This is a genomic window from Sporosarcina sp. HYO08 (assembly GCF_001563475.1).
Taxonomy (GTDB): Bacteria; Bacillota; Bacilli; order Bacillales_A; family Planococcaceae; genus Sporosarcina.
The window spans coordinates 413,823-433,118 of sequence record NZ_LPUT01000023.1; the positions used below are offsets into that span (position 1 = coordinate 413,823).

A 19,296-nucleotide genomic window follows, 5' to 3' on the forward strand; every position below is an offset into this window, starting at 1 on the left:
CCAATCCATTACGCCTTTGCGTAATCACGTCCAATTTTCTGCTTATAGTTAGCTTCTGGCACGCGTGATGATTCGGATCGGTGTTCCTTCAAAACCAAATGCTTCCCTTAGACGGTTTTGTAAAAAGCGCTCATATGAAAAATGCATCAATTCAGGATCATTGACAAAGACGACAAATGTCGGCGGCTTCACAGCTACTTGCGTCGTGTAATACAAGCGTAATCTTCTGCCCTTATCAGTTGGCGCTGGGTTTCTTGCAACTGCATCCTCAATGACCTCATTCAACACACTCGATTGGATGCGCAGCGCGTGGTTTTCACTAATCATCTGAATGGAATCGAAAAGGCTTTTGACTCTTTGTTTTGTTTTGGCAGAAACGAAAGCAATCGGTGCATAATCGAGAAATTGGAAGTTTTCACGAATAGATGTTGTAAACTGATTCATTGTTTTATCATCTTTTTCTACGGCATCCCATTTATTGACAACGATCAGGACACCTTTCCCAGCTTCTTCTGCATAACCGGCGATGCGCTTGTCCTGCTCACGAATCCCCTCTTCGCCGTTCAAGACGATTAAAACAACATCTGAACGGTCAATCGCTTTGAGAGCACGCAGTACACTATATTTTTCAACGTTCTCATACACTTTTCCTTTTTTACGCATACCAGCCGTATCAATAATTTTATATTTTTGTCCTTCAAATTCGTAAGCCGTATCGACTGCATCAGTTGTCGTGCCCGCTACGTTACTAACAATTGCACGCTCTTCTCCCAACAATGCATTCACGAGAGAAGATTTTCCAACATTCGGACGACCGATCAAAGAAAAGCGAATGACGTCATCTTCTATCTCTTCTTCACCTGTTTTAAAATGTGCCGCTACCGCATCGAGTAAATCACCGAGTCCGATCCCATGGGAACCCGAAATAGGGTATGGATCACCAAAACCGAGCGAGTAAAAGTCATAGATCATATCGCGCATATCGGGGTTGTCGATTTTATTGACAGCGAGTACGACAGGCTTCTTTGTTTTATATAAAATTTTAGCAACTTGTTCGTCGGCATCCGTGACACCTTCGCGGCCGTTTACGAGAAAGATGATAACATCGGCCTCGTCGATCGCAATTTCCGCCTGCAAACGGATTTGCTCTAAAAATGGCTCGTCTCCAATGTCAATGCCACCTGTATCAATTACATTAAATTCATGCGTCAGCCAATCTGCGGAGCTATAAATTCGATCTCGCGTAACACCGGCAACGTCTTCTACAATTGAAATTCTTTCGCCAACGATTCGATTAAAAATAGTCGATTTACCGACATTAGGTCTACCGACAATTGCAACTGTTGGTTTTGTCATCATTAACATCCTTTCAACTTACACAAACCGCCCGGTGATGAATGGCCGGGCGTTATTCCTGTAAGGCAAGTTTATGTCCTTACGTAAGGGTTCAAACATAAATACCCCAAAAAAAGATGATGATGCCCGTTAAAGCACCATCACCATGTACCAATTATGACAGCTACTATTATTTCGTGAATTTTTTGAGCTGATCACCAATGACATCACTTAATGAAAAACCAGACGCTTCTTCCGGCATTTCATAATCCGAAAAAGAACTGTCAACTTCTTTTTCGATCAGATCCTTAATGCTCAATGAAAGACGCTTTTCATCCGCATTCACATCAAGAACCTTCACGTTGACTGTCTGTCCTTCCTCCAACACTTCATGCGGTGTACCGATATGTTTGTGGGAGATACGAGAGATGTGGACAAGTCCTTCAACACTAGGGAATACTTCAACAAATGCACCATACGAGACAAGACGCTTAACAGTTCCTTCAAGCGTTGAACCTTTTGGTGCTTTCTCCTCGATCCCTTCCCACGGTCCGGGAAGGGTTTCTTTAATGGATAAAGAGATTCTTTCTGAATCGCGGTCAACTGATAAAACTTTAACCGTAACCTGATCTCCTTCTTTTAACACGTCCGAAACTTTTTCAACATGCTCGTGAGATAATTGAGAAATGTGGACAAGTCCATCTACACCGCCGATGTCAACAAAAGCACCGAATGATGCAAGTCTTTGGACAACACCTTCAAGTACTTGCCCCTCTTTTAAGCCTTCTAACACTTCACCTTTTTTCGCTGCTTTTTCCTCTTGAACGACTGCGCGATGTGAAAGGATGAGACGATTTTTCTCTTTGTCCATTTCAACGATTTTAAATGTCATCGTTTTTCCTTTGTACTCATCAAATGATTCAACGAAATAATCTTCAACAAGCGATGCAGGGATAAAACCTCGTACGCCCAAGTCGACAACTAAACCGCCTTTTACAACATCTTTTACTTCTGTTTCAACGGTTTCTTGGTTATTAAATTTCTCTTCCAACGAACCCCATGCATTTTCTGCATCGACTTTTCGTTTGGATAAAACATAATTGCCTTCTTCAACTTTCATAATCATTAAGTCGAGCTCATCGCCAACTTCAACGACATCTGAAGCTTTTTCAATGTGAAGGCTAGACAACTCACTGATCGGAATCACCCCGTCATATGGCGCCCCACTAATTTCAACCGTTACCGATTTATCTTCAATTTTTATTACTTTTCCGGTAACACGATCTCCTTCACTGTAGACGTTTTCATTTTCCAAATTCAACTCTTCAGTCATATGTAGTCCTCCTCCATAAAGAATCCTACTTCTATATTATGCGAATCTATTCATAAAAACAAAAAATTACCCTTGAGGATTCATTTATTTTGTTCAATTAACTTGCGTATTTCATCCATGATCGCTGCTGTGACTTCTTCGGCAGACGCTTTTTGTTCACGATAAGACGTTACATCCAGTGGTTTTCCATAGACAACCTTTAATTTTTTAAACGGCTTGTACGGACCAATAATCGCACATGGCATGACATGGGCATTTCCTTTGAGCGCAAAAAAACCAGCACCTGCCAGCCCTTTTCCGAGCTCTCCGCTTTTACTCCTTGTTCCTTCCGGAAAAAGTCCAACTACTTCCCCGTTTCGTAAAAGCTTTAATGCTGTTCTAAATGCCTCTCGGTCACTCATTCCTCTTTTAACCGGGAACGCATTTACATTCGGCAAGATGTTCTTTAAGACCGGAACATGAAATAGTTCTTCTTTTGCCATAAAATGAACCGTTCTAGGACTTGTAAGGCCAACTACAGGCGGGTCTACGTTAGAAATATGATTCGAACAAAGAAGAACACCCCCTTCTTTCGGGAAATTTTCCTTGCCAATGACCTGAATTCTATACAGCGGAGAAAATATCAAACTGCATAGCGCTTTGCCAAATGGATATAAATTCATCGACGAACCCTCTCTTCGGCAAGTTCTTTAATGCGCTCGGCCACTTCTTCAATTGTCATAAAAGTCGTGTCAATGCGTATTGCGTCCGCCGCCTGTCTTAGCGGCGACACCGCTCTCTCCGAATCTATCTGATCTCTTTTTATAATTTCAGCAGTCAATTGTTCAAGTGGTGTTGAAATCCCTCTTTTTTCATTTTCTAAAAAGCGTCTTTTCGCTCTTTCTTCGGCCGTTGCAGTCATGAATACTTTTAAATCAGCATTTGGAAGCACGTCTGTCCCGATGTCTCTTCCGTCCATGACAACATTTGTTTGAGCTGCCAAGAGGCGCTGATTTTCCACCATTTGTTTTCGAACCCCGTTATGTGAAGCAACTAGCGAAACTTTTTCTGTAACTTCCCGGGAACGAATCGCCTCAGATACATCCTGTCCATCTAAAACAACACGCTGTCCATCTTGAGAAGGATGTAATACAATTTCCGTCTTAAGAAGCAAATTCGCCATTTGTTCACCGTTAGTAGTATCTATGTTTTCAAGCAACGCCTTATGCGTTAATGCACGATACATTGCACCCGTATCAATGTACGTAAATCCAAGTTTCTCAGCCGTTATTTTCGCTATCGTACTTTTTCCGGCTGCCGCAGGTCCATCGATTGCGATTTGAATACCTTTTGACATTTCTTCATCTACCCCCGTTGTCAAGTCGAAAATATTGTAACATATAGAAAAGGGAAAAGTCCTCCTAGAGTAGACTTTTCCCGATTCATTTTCTATTTTTCGTTTCGTAATTGCAGCTGACGCAAAAAACAAAAGCGAATGATTAGTTGACGTTCGTCCTCTTTTATCTCATCAAATTGAATGGGGGCAATTGTCCGTCCATCTTTTTCAACGACCCGAACAACACTACCCTTGGTCTGAACATATTCGATTTCATCATTTGGAAATGGCAGTACGATCGTTAACTCAATTTGTTCAAAGACCGAAAACGAAGCACCATCCCGAAGAATTAAGGCAATCCCGCCTCCGCTTATGTCTTTTGCAACAAATTGTTCATACGAGTCGTCGTATTTGACCGCAACATCAACTGGCGTTTCTACTCTAACATATTCACGTCGTTGAATTTTATTAAGCTTATCATTTCCCGGGTAAAATAAAGTTAACATGGGAATTTGCTGCTTCAAACGACCAATAATTTTTGTGTCAAACTGAAAAGAATCTTTTTGATCATCCGTAAATGTTGCGGTTATCTCCGTTCCGTTTGTCATAAAAGCTGTCCTTCCAGTATCGACTTGAATCGGATAATCAATCATAAAGCATTGATCCCCTAAGTCAACGACTTTACTTTTATAATGCTTTTTTTCATCTTGATCATGAGTCACTAATGAAATGATAGATCCAATTGAAAGCATTTTCCATCACCACCAGCCTGCTTTTCCCTTTATTATGACATGGTAGGATAAATATTCCAATCGTCAGATAACAAGAACCCCGCTTCGTTAATAAAACAAAAGCGGGGAGTCATTCTCATGATAGGGGTTTCTCTTATTTTAACTTCTCGGTTTTGATCACTTCTTTGGTTTCCGTATCAACGATCACTGCATAAGTGCCGACTTTTCCATTTTCGTCCATCGTGACTGTTAAATAATGCGCCAGACGTTGTTCCAGTCGATCATTTTCAACATAAGCGAGTTCGTTTTCTGCAATATGAACGCCTGAATGGAAAAATGTATTCCAATCGATTTGTACCATAGGCTGTGGTGCTGTCTTTTCTTTACGGATGTATTCTGATGCATCTAATCCTACAATTTGTCCATTATCCTTCGCTACTTTCAAATGAATAACATCTGAAAACACTTTTGCTTTATATTCCGGTTCAATCCGAACATAGACCAAATGCCAAGACGTATCGTTTTCCCGAGCCTCCTCGTAAACGACATCTTTATACCCTGCATTTTTTAAAAATGTTTCCGTTTTTTGCTTAATTTCTTCAAAAGGCAAAACCTCTTTACCAAATGGTCTTTCTGAAAGATAGGATAGGACATGTCCCCCTTTTTCAGTAATGTCAATGTAGCTGACGGATTGATTTTCCGCGAAACGAATATGGTAAAAAGGATAGGGTGATCCCGGTTTACTCATTTCCACACCGACGACTTCATTTGATACATTCGGAAATAACTGTTTAAAACGCTCAATTGCTTGTTCTTTTGTTACTTTTTCATCTTTCATATCCCGTAAATCTTTTTTCTTCATAGAATCAGACTCACTTGCAGTTAACGGAAAGTCGCTTTCTGTATATTGTTTAACGGTAGTCCCCATTTTCTTCCAGTCATGACCTGAATGTTCGGCATCCAACTTTCTGCGCCACTCATCCATTGTTAGTCTTCCGCCAACCATCCCATTTGTAGCAACCTCCCATTCTTCTGCCATCGCTGAAAGGTTGTTGGATGCTTGAGACATGACTTTGTGATACTCCTGATGATTCGTTATATTGTCATTTTCTTTTGCATAGTTCCCTAGTCTGCTTAAATAATTCATCCAAGAGGTAGAAAAACTTGGATCTATCGGCAGCGAAGCAACGGAACTTTGAATATCTGCCGATAATCGCCAAATATCTTCACGTGCTTTTGAAGACCCTTCCGCCTCATTGAATAATAATGTTTTCTTTACTGCTGTATCAAGTGCGCTCAGTTTTTCAGAAGCATCCGCCATATGATTTGCATATTGGCCGCTTAATGCGATTGACAAGCTTTCATTTTCTTTTACTTTCCCGTAAGAAAAAATAGCTAACGCGACAAGCGCGTAAGATAATACAAAAATGACTTTTTTCATAAGTAGAGCAAAACATTGCCGAGAGATGATGGCTACCCGGTAATTTTCGCATATCCTCCCTTCCGCGGTTTAACTACAAAAGATATGCAGTCCAATTTTCTTGATTTGCGGTCTTGACCAAATCCATTTGCTCGTTGCCGTTATCGGATTAAAATAGTAAATGGCATTTTCTGACGGGTCCCAGCCGTTAATCGCATCTAGTACAGCCTCTTTTGCCCGCTCATTTGGTGTAAGCCATATTTGTCCATCAGCGACTGCAGTGAACGCAAGCGGTTGGAAAATGACACCGCTCACCGTGTTCGGGAAGTCGGGGTGTTCTACTCGGTTTAAAATGACTGCTGCCACTGCGACTTGTCCTTCATACGGTTCCCCTCGCGCCTCGCCGTATACAGCATTGGCCATTAACTGAATGTCTTGTTCAGAGTATTTTGATGGTAATTGCGTGTTTTCTTTTTTGCCAGCACCTTTTGAAACTTGATTGGCCAATGGTTTTCCCCCATAGTGGGAAAACTTATTGCCTTTGTTTAAATTATCCTTTACAAATTTCTCATCATATTTGGATACTTCCGAAAGCTTCTTTTTTGTTTTTGCTCCGGCAATCCCATCCACTGGAAGGCCATATTGATCTTGAAAGTTTCTTAGTGCCCAATAGGTTCCATAGCCGAAGTTCCCATCAATAGAACCAGTATAATAACCGATGTATTGAAGTCTTGCTTGCAATTCTATAACGTCATCGCCCTTTGCTCCACGTGCAATTTCCTGTGCACTAAACGCACCAATTTGGATCGGTGAAGTTATGTATGCACATCCTAGCAGAAGGACAATGGTCATCAAATGGATGACTACTTTTTTCAAATTTCATTCCTCCTTTTTGATATAGTCTGTCCAAAGTTTTCTGTTTTATAAAATAAAAAAAGACCTCTAGTGTGAGAGATCTTGAATTAGCTCTGTAACTCTACATTTTCATTTCACTGCGCTTTCTGCCTAAATTGTTGCAGCGCAAAAGTATGTGCCTGCTTGACCCTCGATAGGCCAAACCACCATAGAAATAACATAAAAGGGACCATTAAATAAATCCACAAAGCAGAGAAGGCAAGAATTCCATTATAGATCAGATGAAGGCTATAAGGGGCTAAAAAAGCAACAAAAAGAATAAACCGATTGTTCTTGACCGCAAATTTAGCTTTTCCAAAATAGTAGCCCATTACGACGCCAAACAATGCGTGACTGGAAACTGGCAAGAGGGCGCGGAGAAATGCGGTATCTAGTCCAAAGGCAAGTAAGTAAATAATATTTTCAACTGTCGCAAAGCCAAGCGACACGCTTGCGCCAAACAAAATACCGTCATAAGCATCTTCAAATTTCACATGTCTAAAAATCGCAATTAAGAGAATAAGCCATTTGAAAAACTCTTCTAACCCACTCGTAAAAATAACGTTACGAAAGAAATAGTTTAAAAAAATATTTTCTTCCTCGAAAACATGTTGGATAAATAGAATGGGGAATGTCATGACTGCTCCATAGATAAATGTATGAACAAGGATACGCGACGGTTCTTTTGCAATTTGTTTTCGTAAATAAAAGTAGCTAAATAACGCCAATCCCGGCGCAATCGCTACTGTAAACAAGATGAACATCCGCTCCCCACCCCTTTTCCATTCTTTCCCATTATATCATTTACTCTTATAACTATGACGGAACAGACAAAAAAGCTGCCCAAATTTAACATTCGTTTTAGGCAGCTTTCCATTTACTTCACAATAGCTCTTTTTTCTTTGATCGATTGGGCAATTTGTTCGCCATGGAATCGGCCATTTTCAATAAAAATTTTATTTGCATTATTGCCCGCTGCAATGACACCAGCAATATAAAGACCTTCTACAGTCGTTTCCATCGTTTCTTCATTAAAAATCGGCTGACCTGTTTCCGAGTCAATTTCAATGCCTATTTTTTCAAAGAAATAATAATCCGGATGATAGCCAATCATCGCGAATACTGCATCACTTGGAACGATAAAAGTTTTCTCTTCCTGCTCAATGAGAACCGATGACTCTGTAATCCGGACGACATTCGCATTAAACAGCATATTAATTTTCCCACTTCGTACTAAACTGTCGAATTCTGGTAAAATCCAAGGTTTAATACTGGGAGAATAGGTAGAGCCACGGTAAACGACTGTTACTTCTGCACCTGCCCGCACTAATTCAATAGCAGCATCAATTGCAGAGTTTTTCCCGCCGATGATCGCAACCTGTTGCTGAAAGTATGGATGCGCTTCTTTAAAGTAATGGAAAACATGCGGCAATTCTTCACCTTCAACATTCAGCATATTCGGCTGATCATAATAACCTGTTGCAACTACTACTTTTTTAGCAGCATATTCTGCTTTTGACGTCACAACGCGAAAGTATTCTGATTGTTTGACAATATCTTCTACTTTTTCAAAACTGTTGATTGATATTCCCTTTGCCTCTGCAACGTGGCGGTAGTAAACGAGCGCATCGTTCCGCTTTGGCTTTTCTTTCGCAGTAATGAATGGGATATCCCCAATTGACAATTTAATACTTGAACTGAAAAATGTTTGATGAGTGGGATAGTTGTAAATCGAATTCACAATATTTCCTTTTTCAATGACAAGTACATCCAAACCTAGTTTCTGTATTTCAATCGCAGCTGAAAGACCACAGGGCCCTCCCCCAACAATAATGACATCTTTTTGAATCATGTTACCTTGCACCCCTTTAATGAACTTCACCCACCGTAAATAATTGTTATCAAATGACATTCGGGATCGGCACCGAGCCGAAGCGGCAATGTGGAAGTGCCATATCCGTTACTAATGAGCTGCCCAGATCCTTCATTCACTTGGAATGTTCCTTTTTCCGCAAGTCCAAACTTTCCAATTCGAATTTGTCCGCCATGTGTGTGTCCGGCTAGCATTAAATCCGGCTGTATATAATTGGAAACTTTACGGAATAATGATGGGTTATGTGTTACTAATATCATATTCTCATAATTCTCACTATACTGGACTGCTTTTCCAATATCGACCTTTCCGCTTGATGGATCATCTATTCCACAAATTCCCCAACTTGGATGTTTTGGGATCTGCATGATTTCATTGTCGAGAATGCTTCCGCCTCGGCGCTTCATAATGTCTCGAATTGCCTGTTCACTTACTTCCCGATCATTATTTCCCCAAACGTAAAAGAGCGGTCCAAGCTCCGAAAGTTGCTGTACATTCTGTTCAATCCGTGCTAACGGGACGCCCTTTTCCGCTAAATCCCCACCAACAATGACAACATCCGGTTTTTCCTGGCTTAATACTTTCGAAACTAATTTCTCGTCAATTTTTCGTCGATGAATATCAGAAATGAAAAAGACAGACAGCTTTTTTGCTTGCTTACTTCTTGTTCCAATGATCATTTCCTGGGTAATCACATTTCTTTTTCTCGCATTGATGAACATAAAAAGGAAAAAGCCAAAAATAAAAGAAAGAGATGTCCAGACTATTTTCTTAAACGTAATCATGCGCCACCTTCCATTTGAAAAGGGGGCGTCCCCGAACGAAGAGCCAGGCACCTTTGCACACTAAATATCGTATCGAAATCGAAAGGTGATACGATATTTTGACAGTGTATAGTGGTGCCAGGCACTTCTGGAACAGCCCCTGTTGCCAATCTTAAGGAATTATTAGCGTTTGGCCTACCCGAATATTATCCGAAGTCAGTCCGTTTGCTTTTTTAATTTTTTCAACGCCATCACCCGAATTATAGTATTTCAATGAAATGCGGTATAAATTTTCATTTCCACCCACTGTATGCGTCTTAACAGCTGGTTTTGGCTCTGGTTTTGGTTCTGGTTTTGATTCTGGTTTTGATTCTGGTTTTGGTTCTGGTTTTGACTCTGGTTTTGGAGCCGGCTTTTCCACAGGCGGAACTTTTTGTATCGACGGAGCCGATACAACTTCTCCGCTCGTTTCTAATTGATTGGCATCTTGAAGATTTTCATTCTTTTTTTCTTCATCATCATCTTGCGCGATCTCTTTATGGGAGGGTTCCATCTTTTCCGACGAAACTTTACTTCCCGAATCAATGACTACGCCTAAATCTTCCACTTTTGTGGGATTACTATCCCCTGGTGAATAGAAATTGGACAATACATAAAGAAAGATTAAAATCGGTATGAGTGTAAATAATCCAAGAAGAACATTAATCATTGTATGGCTCGATCTTTTTTTCTTTTTAACATTTCCTTTTCGATGCTTTGCGGCACGAGATGGAAGGCTTTCCTCATGATCGTTGTCCAAGCTGATTTCCTTCCGATGCTCTTCGAATTCGGCTTTGTAATTGTCTTCCTTCATGGCCACATCTCCTATCGCATGGTACTTTCCCTTTATTATGACGAATTTCGCTAAGAAAGTAAACGAACAAAAGTGTGGCGGTTCACAAATGATTCAGTCTACGGGAGAATCGCTGAGTCTATTTCATCAAACAACTTACAGGAGGAGCGCCAGCCGTTCTCTCCAGTTAAGTGCTTGTTTACCACTATCTTCGGCCGTTTTCGCTAGCCAAGTATCATCTAGAGAATGACAGTTCGAACAGCAAACAGCTTGCAATGCTTGCTGCCTCTCATCAAAAAACGCTAAAATTTCCTTTCGAATGCATACCCTCGTATGAACAAAACGAATGATCTTTTGTAGTTGTGTCTCCTTTTCTTGGATTAATGCATTAATTTGTTGAATGACCGCATCTACTACCATTCGTTCTCTATAGTATTCAATGATCCGCATACTTGTTTCACTAATTCCAGCTAACTGCGCCGCTTCAGTCGGCGATGCATTTTCGGCCAGCAGGTGGTTATAATGGCGAATTTCTGTCTCTGTCGGAAGATCTTCTTGCATGATGAATCTTGTTCGTCCTTCATCTTCAGGTGTAAATAACAAAGTCGCTGCCGATTGTTCCCCATCGCGCCCCGCTCGTCCGACTTCTTGAATATATCCAGCCATTGTTTGCGGAATATGCGCATGGATCACTTGTCGAATATTATCTTTATGTATGCCCATACCAAATGCATTTGTCGAACAGATCCATTGGAGTTCGCCATTAATGAATTGTTCTTGAATAAACGCGCGATCTTCTTGCTCTTTCCCGGCATGATAAGAGGCAATCGAAATGTCTAACATCTGCAATAGTGAAGCGATTTCATCCGCCTTTTTACGCGAAGCAACGTAAATAATGCCAGGACCTACCGTCCGTTTGACATGATTTTTTAGCCACTCCAATTTTTCGTCCTCTCGATCAACTTTCACAAAAGAATAGGATATGTTTGGCCTGTCAACCGACTGTCGATGAATAATTGGATTAGATAATTTTAAATAATGGTGAATATCCTCGACAACCTTTTGATTGGCAGTAGCCGTTAAAGCGAGGATAGGCGGACGTTCATGTTCATGAAAAACTTCTCCGATTCGTAAATAATCTGGTCTAAAATCGAAACCCCATTGTGATATACAATGCGCCTCATCGATGACAATTAAAGATAATTGAATGCGCTTAAACGCTTGCATAATTTTTTTCTGAACGAGCATTTCTGGTGATATAAAGATAAATTTATATGCCGGCAAATTACGTAAAACTTGCTGTTTCTCTTGATAAGATAAAAAAGAGTTTAACGCGGCTACTCTTTTTTCACCATTCTTTTTCATAATGGCCACTTGGTCTTCCATCAATGCCACGAGAGGCGAGATGATTAATGTGGTGCCGTCCATTAAGGCAGCAGGGAATTGGTAACATAACGACTTACCCATTCCTGTCGGCAAAATCGCAATTGTATCCTGACCATCTAATACATCGCGAATAACCGCTTCTTGACCAGGACGAAATTGTTCGAACCCAAATTTCTCTTGTAAGATTGCCTTTAAATTCATGAACGCTCTCCCCCTGTTCTGGCGCCCAAAATAAGTCGAAGCTGAAAGTAAGACAATGCGGGAAATTGATCTTTTAATATTCTAAGCCGCTTCGTTCCAATTTGCCGTACTTTGTCCACAACTGCCTGAGCCTCTGCTTCTGATACAAACTGTGTTAGCGGAAATTTTTGATCATTGATCGCCATTTCTACAAAATGGTCCTCGATCGTACTCATTTTCAACTTTCTTCTTCCCGCAATAGCAGTCATCGGAAGCCCCATTTCGAAAAGTTGCTTTGTCTTATTTGCCGATTCCGTTAAATAAGAAGTAACTTTAATATTTTCCGCTATCTTGGGCAAAAGTGCCATATCCTTTGATGCTTCAATGACTTTTAATATTCGATGCAAACTTTCAATATATAAAAGACGGACGTTTGCGACTGGGTACTGTAATTGCTCGGAAAGCTGATCCCACGTCCAACCAGTTAGTCGATAACCTGATAAACGATGAATTAAAATGAATTTTTGTTCCTCAGTCATGCCACTTTTCTCCATACAATGGAGAAGTTCTTCTTTCAAAGTACTGGCAAACACAGGATCTTTTAGTGAATAACTTCTTGCGAATTCTTTCACGAATGACTGAACTTCAACATTTTTTTGAATTGGCATAAATGACGGTTCACCAGCCTTCAAATGTGAGGCAGCTTGTACAATTAATGATAATCTGCTAAAAAACAACAGTTCTCTTCCACGATAATTCCAGCCATTAAATTGTGGCTCTGCAATCGCCTGCGCTTCCATTTTCCCTTTCTCCGTAGTATGGGCAAAGGAATCTGCCGCAAAGTAAATTAGATGAGCCTGACATAATTTGTTCACAGCCTCGTCATAAATTTCTTTGGAACAGTTTGGAATGATATGAAAATAAGGTTTTAACCCATAATATTCGACATCTTGCAACGTTTGACCTGAACGCTTTCCCCTTAATAAATGGTAACCTGCATAAATCGTTCGCTCGCCATCCAATTGATCGATGATTTTTAATAGGATAGAAGATAATTCCATGCCATTCCCTCCCTCCTTTTAAGTTTTTTTTGTTGAAAACTAGCGAAAAGATCTTTAGAATGGAATGGGAAGTAAATGTACGTACGGAGAAAGAGGAGAGAAGGATTATGCCTAAATATACAATCGTCGATCAGGACACATGTATTGCTTGCGGCGCATGCGGCGCAGCAGCCCCTGACATTTACGATTATGATGATGATGGAATTGCATATGTTATCCTTGATGATAACATGGGAAATACAGAAGTACCAGAAGAACTGTATGAGGATTTAGAAGATGCGTTCGATGGCTGTCCAACAGATTCGATCAAAATTGCAGACGCTCCATTTGACGGCGACGCGTTAAAATATGAAGATTAACTAATCAAAAAGGACCAACTCTTTGAATGAACCATTCACTGGGTTGGTCTTTTTGATCTGTTTACAAAGTTAAAAAATGGGGCTGGCCTATAACGAAGAGCCAGGCACCATTGAACACTAAATATAGTATCGTAAACGGTAAGATGATACTATATTTTGAAAGTGTTTAGCGGTGCCTGGCACTTCTAGGACAACCCCATTTCTAATCTAACTTTTCTATTTGAATAGTTTTTAAGCCATTAATTGTGTACGTTGTTGAGCAATCCATTTTTTCATGCTCTTGAATAAAAGTAATGAAACAGCCATTAGAATAATACCTTTAATCAAGTTAAACGGTAAAATCCCAAGGACGATCATAGAATATAGCGCATCTCCAGACATGACTGGCATATTTAAGAAATACGTGTACATCGGCAAGAATAATACGTAGTTTAAAACACTCATCCCGACTGCCATCGCAACTGTTCCTGCAATCAGACCTGCCGCAAGACCTTTTGTTGAACGAAATTTATTGTAAATAAAGTAAATGGGCATGATAAACAATACACCTGTCGTAAAGTTCGCAATTTCCCCTACCGGAACGCCTGTAGGACTGCCGGATAAAAACCAGTGCATAACATTTTTGATCAGCTCAACTGCAATACCGGCAACCGGTCCCATCGTCATAATGGCAATTACCGCGGGAATCTCCCCAAAATCAATTTTCAGAAAAGACGGTAAAGCCGGCAGCGGAAAATTAAACTGCATTAAAATCGTGCCAATACTTCCAAGCATCGCCATCAAAATCATTTTACGCAACTTCTTATTATTCATTTGTTCCTCTCTCCTTTTGCGATTCACTTCAAAAGAGGAAAGGCGGTTCCATCGTCAGCATCTGTGTCTACAAAAAATCCCTAAAGCGAAAAAATCACTTTAGGGAGTGTTAAAGGCATCTTTAAATAAAGGGTAATCATAAGCGTTTTTCTCCTTATCCCACCCGTACTTAAATAAGCTCTCTCTTTGCATGCAACACAAAAAGACGGCCTACCTTCACCTTCTCCCATCCAGACTTTACTGTCGGCTCTGGAATCACACCAGAATCAGCTGTTAAGCTCGCGGGCTAGAAAGAGATCTTCCATTACCGCCGGTCGGGAATTACACCCTGCCCCGAAGATGAATCAATATTGTATTTGGTTTTATTATACACAAAAAACGACAACTTGTAAACTCTTCCGTCACAAGTTGCCGCAATACTCATTTTAATAGAGTTGGCATTGGGTTCGAACCTACTGGTACTGGAAGTGGCTTTCGGAAATCAAATCCATTCCACTCTTCTTGCATGATGTTCTCAAATTGTAACTGCTCGCCGAAACTTGCACCGGTAAGTAGTAGACCTTCGATCATTTGCATCGCCCGCTTCTGCTCCATCGTTTCCAAGTCCACTAGTTGCTTAAACTTTACAACTGTCACATCTGCCTTCGGAATCACATTAAATTCAATATGTTCCGGAATGACTGATAAAAATAGATCATTCGGCTGCTCTTTTATCTGCTCTAAAGCCTCCGGCAAATTCGCATACGTTTGACCAAAGTTTGGAGACAAAAACTGTTCGCCGTTTGCTTGTTCATATACATAATAACTAGTCGCATTTCGGCCGTTCGTTAATGGCAGTGCTCCCGGCTCACCCACTTGATCGAACTCGGCAGGTGTACCATCTTCATTTTGAAAACGCACTTCCTGGAAACCGTAAAACGTATCTTGTAAGGAATGCGTGTAGGTCTCTATCGCAGCAGATGATGAATCGTAACCATGTCCTTGTGGCAGCTTATGAATGAGGGCATCGCCTTCTGCTAACAGCTGACCTTTATAAGGGTGGTATTCCCCGAAGCCAAGTCCAGTTTCGTCAATCTCCGCGGCGTATTTTTCATACAACTCATAGCTCGTCGGATTGACGTTCCCAAAATCCTTTTCAATTTGGCTCTTGGGAATTAAAATAGTGACAGGTATGCTTAGTGCTTGATCACCTAATAAGCCAAGATGGAATACTGTCATTCCTTCCAAGTCTTGTGGATAGACTGCGTTTTTTAACGTTCGGCTTCTTTCAGCAAATGCAACAAGCTTGTTTTCAGTTTCGACAGCTACACTTTCTTCAGTTCCTTTAAGATAACCGTCATCCGTCGCTTGACTGCTATATAACTGAGCGTCATTTGATTCCGCCTCAAGTGCAGCTGTTTCAGCATAATCCTGTGAGGTGGAATCCCTAGATGCTAACCTTTCGCTATCATTCAGCATAGAAGGAACAAGAATTCCGATTAAAAGAAGTGCGGCCGCAGCTACCATAGCCGGGATCCACTTCTTCAAACGATTTTGACGACGAGGGGCAGTGAATCTTTCATCTGCTTTTAGCCTGGCCAATATTTCCGACTTCGGGCGGTGATCTTCAATATTCGGCATATCCTTTAAAAGCGTTTCAATTTTATCTTCATCCCATTTTTTTTCGTTCACTTCTGTCCCCCCTTTTCAGCTGGAAGAGCATTCAGTTTTTTCTGAAGCGCTTTGATCGCCCGGTGCTGGGTTGTTTTTACTTTTCCTTCCGTCCAGCCAAGCGAGTCGGCTGTTTCCGCAATTGACAGATCATGGAAATATCGCATAAGAATGACCATTTTCTGATCACCCGTACACGTATCGAGCGCGCTTAAAAGTTCTTTCATGTCTTCACTGAGCATGACAATTTCTTCCGGAGGAGGACCCAAAGAGACAAGCTCCTGTTGTTCCCAATCGAACTTGTCAAACGCATGCTTTTTCCGAACGGATTTCTTTCGAAAATGGTCGATGGCAACATTTTTTGCGATCGAAAAAAGCCATGTCTTCTCAGAGCTTTTCCCTTCAAAGCCAGCATATGCCCGCAGTACACGGACATACACTTCATGAACGAGATCCTCCGCACCATTGCGATCCCCTGTTAAATAAATTAAGAACTTAAAAACATCTTGGTGATATTGATCATAAATTCTATGGAAAACGGAGTCGTCCATGAAATCCCCCCGTTCAATCAATTAGTCGTTAGTTAAACTGAAAAGTTACAGAAGATCAATCAACTTTTTTACAATGTCGCTTTGTGGCTCATCATTCACTTGAACCCGTAGCCGTTAAAGGAAGGATACAGCTAAAAATAGTCCCTTTTTCTTCGCCTCTTCTCGCGCTAATTTCGCCGCCGTGTAAATCGATGATGTTTTTGGCGATGGCAAGTCCTAGACCCGTACCGCCTTTTCCACGTGTTCGCGCTTTATCCGCCTTATAGAACCGTTCAAAAATAAATGGCAAATCTTCTTCAGGAATCCCGACGCCAGTATCCTTAACGGTTAATTCAACAGATTGACCATATTGCCGAAGAGCAACTGTGACATTCCCGTCGATCGGCGTATGGCGGATCGCGTTGTCGATCAAGTTCGTGAATACTTGCTCCAGTCGATCTTCGTCCACATGTAAAATAACCTCTTCATTTTGCGGGACATCCAATGTCAACGAAACTTCTGCATCACGTGCAACTTGCGTAAACTTCGTCACTATCCGATCTAAAAATGGTACCATTGAGACATCATCTTTATACAAACGCTTATGACCAGACTCCATCCGGGCAAGATCCAGCAAATCTGTGACGAGACGCCCCATGCGCATCGATTCATCATGAATCACTTGGATCATTTCATCGCGCTCTTCATCATTCGCGATCACACCATCAATAATCGCTTCACTATACCCTTGAAGCATTGAAATCGGCGTCCGCAGCTCATGGGATACATTCGCGATAAAATCTGATCGCAACTTATCCAATTTATGTTGTTCCGTCATATCTCTTAGAACAGCAACCGCTCCACGGATATTATTGCCCCTACTATAAAGCGGGCTAATGGAAATATCATAAAAGCGGCCATTGAGCTCGAGCTCATCCTCAACTTCTTCTGCAAATGATAAAACATGTTCAAGCATATGGAAAATTTCGGGTGGTATCGGTTCATCTTCCGCGCCGTTTTTCAAATACCAATTTTGTAAAACGCGATCAGCTTGCGGATTTGTCGATAAAATTGTGAAATCACGATTAAACGTTATGACCGCGTCTGCCATCGACGTTAAAATACTTGAAAGTTGTTCTTTTTCTTGGCTAATGAGTTCAACATGATACTTTAACTGACGACCCATTTGGTTAAATGCGGTAGCCAGCTGGCCGAGCTCATCGGTTGATGTGACTGGCAACTTTGTATCGAAATTCCCTTTCGACAATTCAAATGCAGCTTGTCTTAATCCTCTAAGCGGTGAAGTAATACGGGTCGATAAGAAAAATGCAAAAACAGTCGTCAATATAAACGCAATAAAAGCGGACAACACAACGATATGTGTCGTTCGTTTCGTCGTCCTATGAATCGCTTCAAGACTTTGATACATAACGACAGATGAGACTAATTCCTGATCTTGCTGGAATGGTTGGATCAATACAAGGTATTGTTCCATCACGCCTTCTTCTTTATTCGATGGCAGCATCATTTCTTTCACAACTGGCGTTTTATTGTTATACATCGATAGCAATGACGATTCCGTTAAAATTTTTTGCTCAATCGTATCCGCGTTTAGGCCATGATGAAAGGCGTAAAGCGTCTTGCCATTTTCATCGATAATCATTGCACTTGTTTCGACATCCAAAATATCTTGGATAATTAACTTCATGGACGATTCGCTTTCATGATCTTCCACAATCTTGCCTATGGTGGTAGCTTCCCTCCGCAAAGAATCTTCAGCCTGTTCCGTGTGAAAATCATCCAAAAACTCTAACAACAATACCGTAACGATAAATAAAACAAATGAAACGAGAAGCAATATGGTTGCCCATAGCTTCCCGACAATTGAATTCCATATTCTATTCATAAGGGATCTCGAACTTGTATCCAACGCCCCAGACCGTTACGATCATCTTGGCCGCCTGTTCTGATACCCGGCTGAGCTTTTCACGCAATCTTTTCACATGTGTATCAACCGTCCGAAGGTCTCCGAAAAACTCATAATGCCATACTTCTTTTAATAATTGTTCCCGGTCGAATACTTTGTCCGGAGACTTGGCTAAGAAGTAGAGAAGTTCGTATTCTTTCGGTGTTAAGTTCACTTCTTTTCCATCTGCCGTCACACGGTGTGCATCATGGTCAATTGTAAGCTGTGGAAAAACGACAAGATCTTTCGATGTCGTTGCTGTTGCAGCTCCTGCAAATGAAGCGGAACGGCGAAGAATTGCCTTCACACGCAATACAACTTCCCGAGGACTAAACGGTTTGACGATATAATCGTCAGCTCCTGATTCGAATCCAGAAACCCGATCGGATTCTTCTCCTTTCGCAGTCAACATAATGACTGGTGTCATATCTTTCTTATCTCTTAAATCCTTCAGTACTTCGAGCCCATCTTTTTCAGGCATCATATGATCAAGTAAAATGCAGTCATAACGAGTAGCGGATGCTTTCTCAATGGCTTCTGCGCCGTCTACCGCCTCATCGACTTCATAACCTTCACGTGTAAGGTACATATTTAATAATCGGCGAATTCTGTCTTCGTCATCTACAACTAGTAAAGTAACTTTGCTTTCCACAAAACATTACCCCTTTCAACATCCTTCTGTCTCTATTGTACAAGTCAAACCGCGAAAAAGTAAACTGGAACAACACCATACTGAAAAACTGGGACTGTCCCAAAACGAAGGGCCAGGCACCTTTGAACACCAGATATAGTATCGAGATTTAAAGGAGATACTACACCCTGATAGTGTATAGTGGTAGGCACTTCTGGGACAG

19 protein-coding genes and 1 riboswitch are annotated in these 19,296 nt (G+C 41.1%); of the genes, 1 reads left to right on the forward strand and 18 read right to left on the reverse strand.

Going from position 1 to position 19,296, the window contains the following annotated elements; all coding sequences use genetic code 11:
• Positions 1–48 precede the first annotated feature (48 nt).
• From der to AU377_RS09110, 13 genes are all read right to left on the reverse strand, one after another.
• A complete protein-coding gene (gene der, locus AU377_RS09050; RefSeq protein WP_067407127.1) occupies positions 49–1,356 on the reverse strand; it encodes a ribosome biogenesis GTPase Der in 1,308 nt (435 codons plus the stop codon).
• A 169-nt stretch (positions 1,357–1,525) separates the two neighbouring features.
• Positions 1,526–2,668, reverse strand: coding sequence for a 30S ribosomal protein S1 (rpsA, locus tag AU377_RS09055; protein WP_067407129.1), 1,143 nt, complete (start codon positions 2,666–2,668; stop codon positions 1,526–1,528).
• A gap of 80 nt (positions 2,669–2,748) precedes the next feature.
• Positions 2,749–3,330, reverse strand: a complete 582-nt coding sequence (locus tag AU377_RS09060) for a 1-acyl-sn-glycerol-3-phosphate acyltransferase (RefSeq protein WP_067407131.1) — start codon at positions 3,328–3,330, stop codon at positions 2,749–2,751.
• Positions 3,327–4,004 carry a (d)CMP kinase gene (gene cmk, locus AU377_RS09065; RefSeq protein WP_067407132.1) on the reverse strand — a complete coding sequence of 226 codons (678 nt, stop codon included), beginning with the start codon at positions 4,002–4,004 and terminating at the stop codon, positions 3,327–3,329. The genes AU377_RS09060 and cmk overlap by 4 nt, the downstream gene beginning before the upstream one ends.
• A gap of 92 nt (positions 4,005–4,096) precedes the next feature.
• Entirely contained in the window at positions 4,097–4,735 is a 639-nt protein-coding gene (locus AU377_RS09070; RefSeq protein WP_067407133.1) for a flagellar brake protein, read from the reverse strand.
• A 133-nt stretch (positions 4,736–4,868) separates the two neighbouring features.
• Entirely contained in the window at positions 4,869–6,155 is a 1,287-nt protein-coding gene (locus AU377_RS09075) for a PepSY1/2 domain-containing protein (RefSeq protein WP_067407134.1), read from the reverse strand.
• Positions 6,156–6,224: 69 nt separating this feature from the next.
• Complete coding sequence (gene sleB, locus AU377_RS09080; protein ID WP_067407270.1) at positions 6,225–6,995, reverse strand: spore cortex-lytic enzyme; 771 nt, start codon at positions 6,993–6,995, stop codon at positions 6,225–6,227.
• Between the two features lie 128 nt (positions 6,996–7,123).
• A complete protein-coding gene (gene prsW / locus AU377_RS09085) occupies positions 7,124–7,792 on the reverse strand; it encodes a glutamic-type intramembrane protease PrsW (RefSeq protein WP_067407136.1) in 669 nt (222 codons plus the stop codon).
• 113 nt (positions 7,793–7,905) lie between these two features.
• Positions 7,906–8,880 carry a YpdA family putative bacillithiol disulfide reductase gene (locus AU377_RS09090; protein WP_067407137.1) on the reverse strand — a complete coding sequence of 325 codons (975 nt, stop codon included), beginning with the start codon at positions 8,878–8,880 and terminating at the stop codon, positions 7,906–7,908.
• A gap of 26 nt (positions 8,881–8,906) precedes the next feature.
• Positions 8,907–9,686, reverse strand: a complete 780-nt coding sequence (locus AU377_RS09095; RefSeq protein ID WP_067407139.1) for a metallophosphoesterase — start codon at positions 9,684–9,686, stop codon at positions 8,907–8,909.
• 151 nt (positions 9,687–9,837) lie between these two features.
• A complete protein-coding gene (locus tag AU377_RS09100) occupies positions 9,838–10,518 on the reverse strand; it encodes a LysM peptidoglycan-binding domain-containing protein (RefSeq protein WP_067407141.1) in 681 nt (226 codons plus the stop codon).
• A 135-nt stretch (positions 10,519–10,653) separates the two neighbouring features.
• Positions 10,654–12,084 carry an ATP-dependent DNA helicase RecQ gene (locus AU377_RS09105; protein ID WP_067407143.1) on the reverse strand — a complete coding sequence of 477 codons (1,431 nt, stop codon included), beginning with the start codon at positions 12,082–12,084 and terminating at the stop codon, positions 10,654–10,656.
• Positions 12,081–13,124, reverse strand: coding sequence for a helix-turn-helix domain-containing protein (locus AU377_RS09110; RefSeq protein WP_067407145.1), 1,044 nt, complete (start codon positions 13,122–13,124; stop codon positions 12,081–12,083). Before AU377_RS09110 ends, AU377_RS09105 begins: the two co-directional genes overlap by 4 nt.
• 107 nt (positions 13,125–13,231) lie before the next feature.
• Here AU377_RS09110 and AU377_RS09115 point away from each other — a divergent pair, with 107 nt between their 5' ends.
• Positions 13,232–13,483 (forward strand): ferredoxin, encoded by a 252-nt coding sequence (locus tag AU377_RS09115; protein ID WP_067407146.1) that lies wholly within the window; start codon positions 13,232–13,234, stop codon positions 13,481–13,483.
• A gap of 231 nt (positions 13,484–13,714) precedes the next feature.
• Here the strand turns inward: AU377_RS09115 and AU377_RS09120 are convergent, their stop codons facing one another.
• From AU377_RS09120 to AU377_RS09140, 5 genes are all read right to left on the reverse strand, one after another.
• The gene (locus AU377_RS09120; RefSeq protein WP_067407148.1) at positions 13,715–14,296 is read right to left on the reverse strand and encodes an ECF transporter S component; all 582 of its coding nucleotides are present in this window, start codon (positions 14,294–14,296) and stop codon (positions 13,715–13,717) included.
• 214 nt (positions 14,297–14,510) lie between these two features.
• Positions 14,511–14,641, reverse strand: a riboswitch (FMN riboswitch).
• Between the two features lie 75 nt (positions 14,642–14,716).
• The gene (locus AU377_RS09125) at positions 14,717–15,967 is read right to left on the reverse strand and encodes a hypothetical protein (protein ID WP_067407150.1); all 1,251 of its coding nucleotides are present in this window, start codon (positions 15,965–15,967) and stop codon (positions 14,717–14,719) included.
• Positions 15,964–16,497 (reverse strand): RNA polymerase sigma factor SigX, encoded by a 534-nt coding sequence (locus AU377_RS09130; RefSeq protein ID WP_067407152.1) that lies wholly within the window; start codon positions 16,495–16,497, stop codon positions 15,964–15,966. Before AU377_RS09130 ends, AU377_RS09125 begins: the two co-directional genes overlap by 4 nt.
• Positions 16,498–16,588: 91 nt before the next feature.
• Complete coding sequence (locus AU377_RS09135) at positions 16,589–18,382, reverse strand: ATP-binding protein (protein ID WP_067407154.1); 1,794 nt, start codon at positions 18,380–18,382, stop codon at positions 16,589–16,591.
• Entirely contained in the window at positions 18,375–19,094 is a 720-nt protein-coding gene (locus tag AU377_RS09140) for a response regulator transcription factor (protein WP_067407155.1), read from the reverse strand. Before AU377_RS09140 ends, AU377_RS09135 begins: the two co-directional genes overlap by 8 nt.
• Between the last annotated feature and the right edge of the window lie 202 nt (positions 19,095–19,296).

What these genes read in the sequence shown, in the direction of transcription:
- der (WP_067407127.1), bottom strand. Translation starts at nt 1,356, where the DNA reads ATGACAAAACCAACAGTTGCAATTGTCGGTAGACCTAATGTCGGTAAA.
- rpsA (WP_067407129.1), bottom strand. Translation starts at nt 2,668, where the DNA reads ATGACTGAAGAGTTGAATTTGGAAAATGAAAACGTCTACAGTGAAGGA.
- AU377_RS09060 (WP_067407131.1), bottom strand. Translation starts at nt 3,330, where the DNA reads ATGAATTTATATCCATTTGGCAAAGCGCTATGCAGTTTGATATTTTCT.
- cmk (WP_067407132.1), bottom strand. Translation starts at nt 4,004, where the DNA reads ATGTCAAAAGGTATTCAAATCGCAATCGATGGACCTGCGGCAGCCGGA.
- AU377_RS09070 (WP_067407133.1), bottom strand. Translation starts at nt 4,735, where the DNA reads ATGCTTTCAATTGGATCTATCATTTCATTAGTGACTCATGATCAAGAT.
- AU377_RS09075 (WP_067407134.1), bottom strand. Translation starts at nt 6,155, where the DNA reads ATGAAAAAAGTCATTTTTGTATTATCTTACGCGCTTGTCGCGTTAGCT.
- prsW (WP_067407136.1), bottom strand. Translation starts at nt 7,792, where the DNA reads ATGTTCATCTTGTTTACAGTAGCGATTGCGCCGGGATTGGCGTTATTT.
- AU377_RS09090 (WP_067407137.1), bottom strand. Translation starts at nt 8,880, where the DNA reads ATGATTCAAAAAGATGTCATTATTGTTGGGGGAGGGCCCTGTGGTCTT.
- AU377_RS09095 (WP_067407139.1), bottom strand. Translation starts at nt 9,686, where the DNA reads ATGATTACGTTTAAGAAAATAGTCTGGACATCTCTTTCTTTTATTTTT.
- AU377_RS09100 (WP_067407141.1), bottom strand. Translation starts at nt 10,518, where the DNA reads ATGAAGGAAGACAATTACAAAGCCGAATTCGAAGAGCATCGGAAGGAA.
- AU377_RS09105 (WP_067407143.1), bottom strand. Translation starts at nt 12,084, where the DNA reads ATGAATTTAAAGGCAATCTTACAAGAGAAATTTGGGTTCGAACAATTT.
- AU377_RS09110 (WP_067407145.1), bottom strand. Translation starts at nt 13,124, where the DNA reads ATGGAATTATCTTCTATCCTATTAAAAATCATCGATCAATTGGATGGC.
- AU377_RS09115 (WP_067407146.1), top strand. Translation starts at nt 13,232, where the DNA reads ATGCCTAAATATACAATCGTCGATCAGGACACATGTATTGCTTGCGGC.
- AU377_RS09120 (WP_067407148.1), bottom strand. Translation starts at nt 14,296, where the DNA reads ATGAATAATAAGAAGTTGCGTAAAATGATTTTGATGGCGATGCTTGGA.
- AU377_RS09130 (WP_067407152.1), bottom strand. Translation starts at nt 16,497, where the DNA reads ATGGACGACTCCGTTTTCCATAGAATTTATGATCAATATCACCAAGAT.
- AU377_RS09135 (WP_067407154.1), bottom strand. Translation starts at nt 18,382, where the DNA reads ATGAATAGAATATGGAATTCAATTGTCGGGAAGCTATGGGCAACCATA.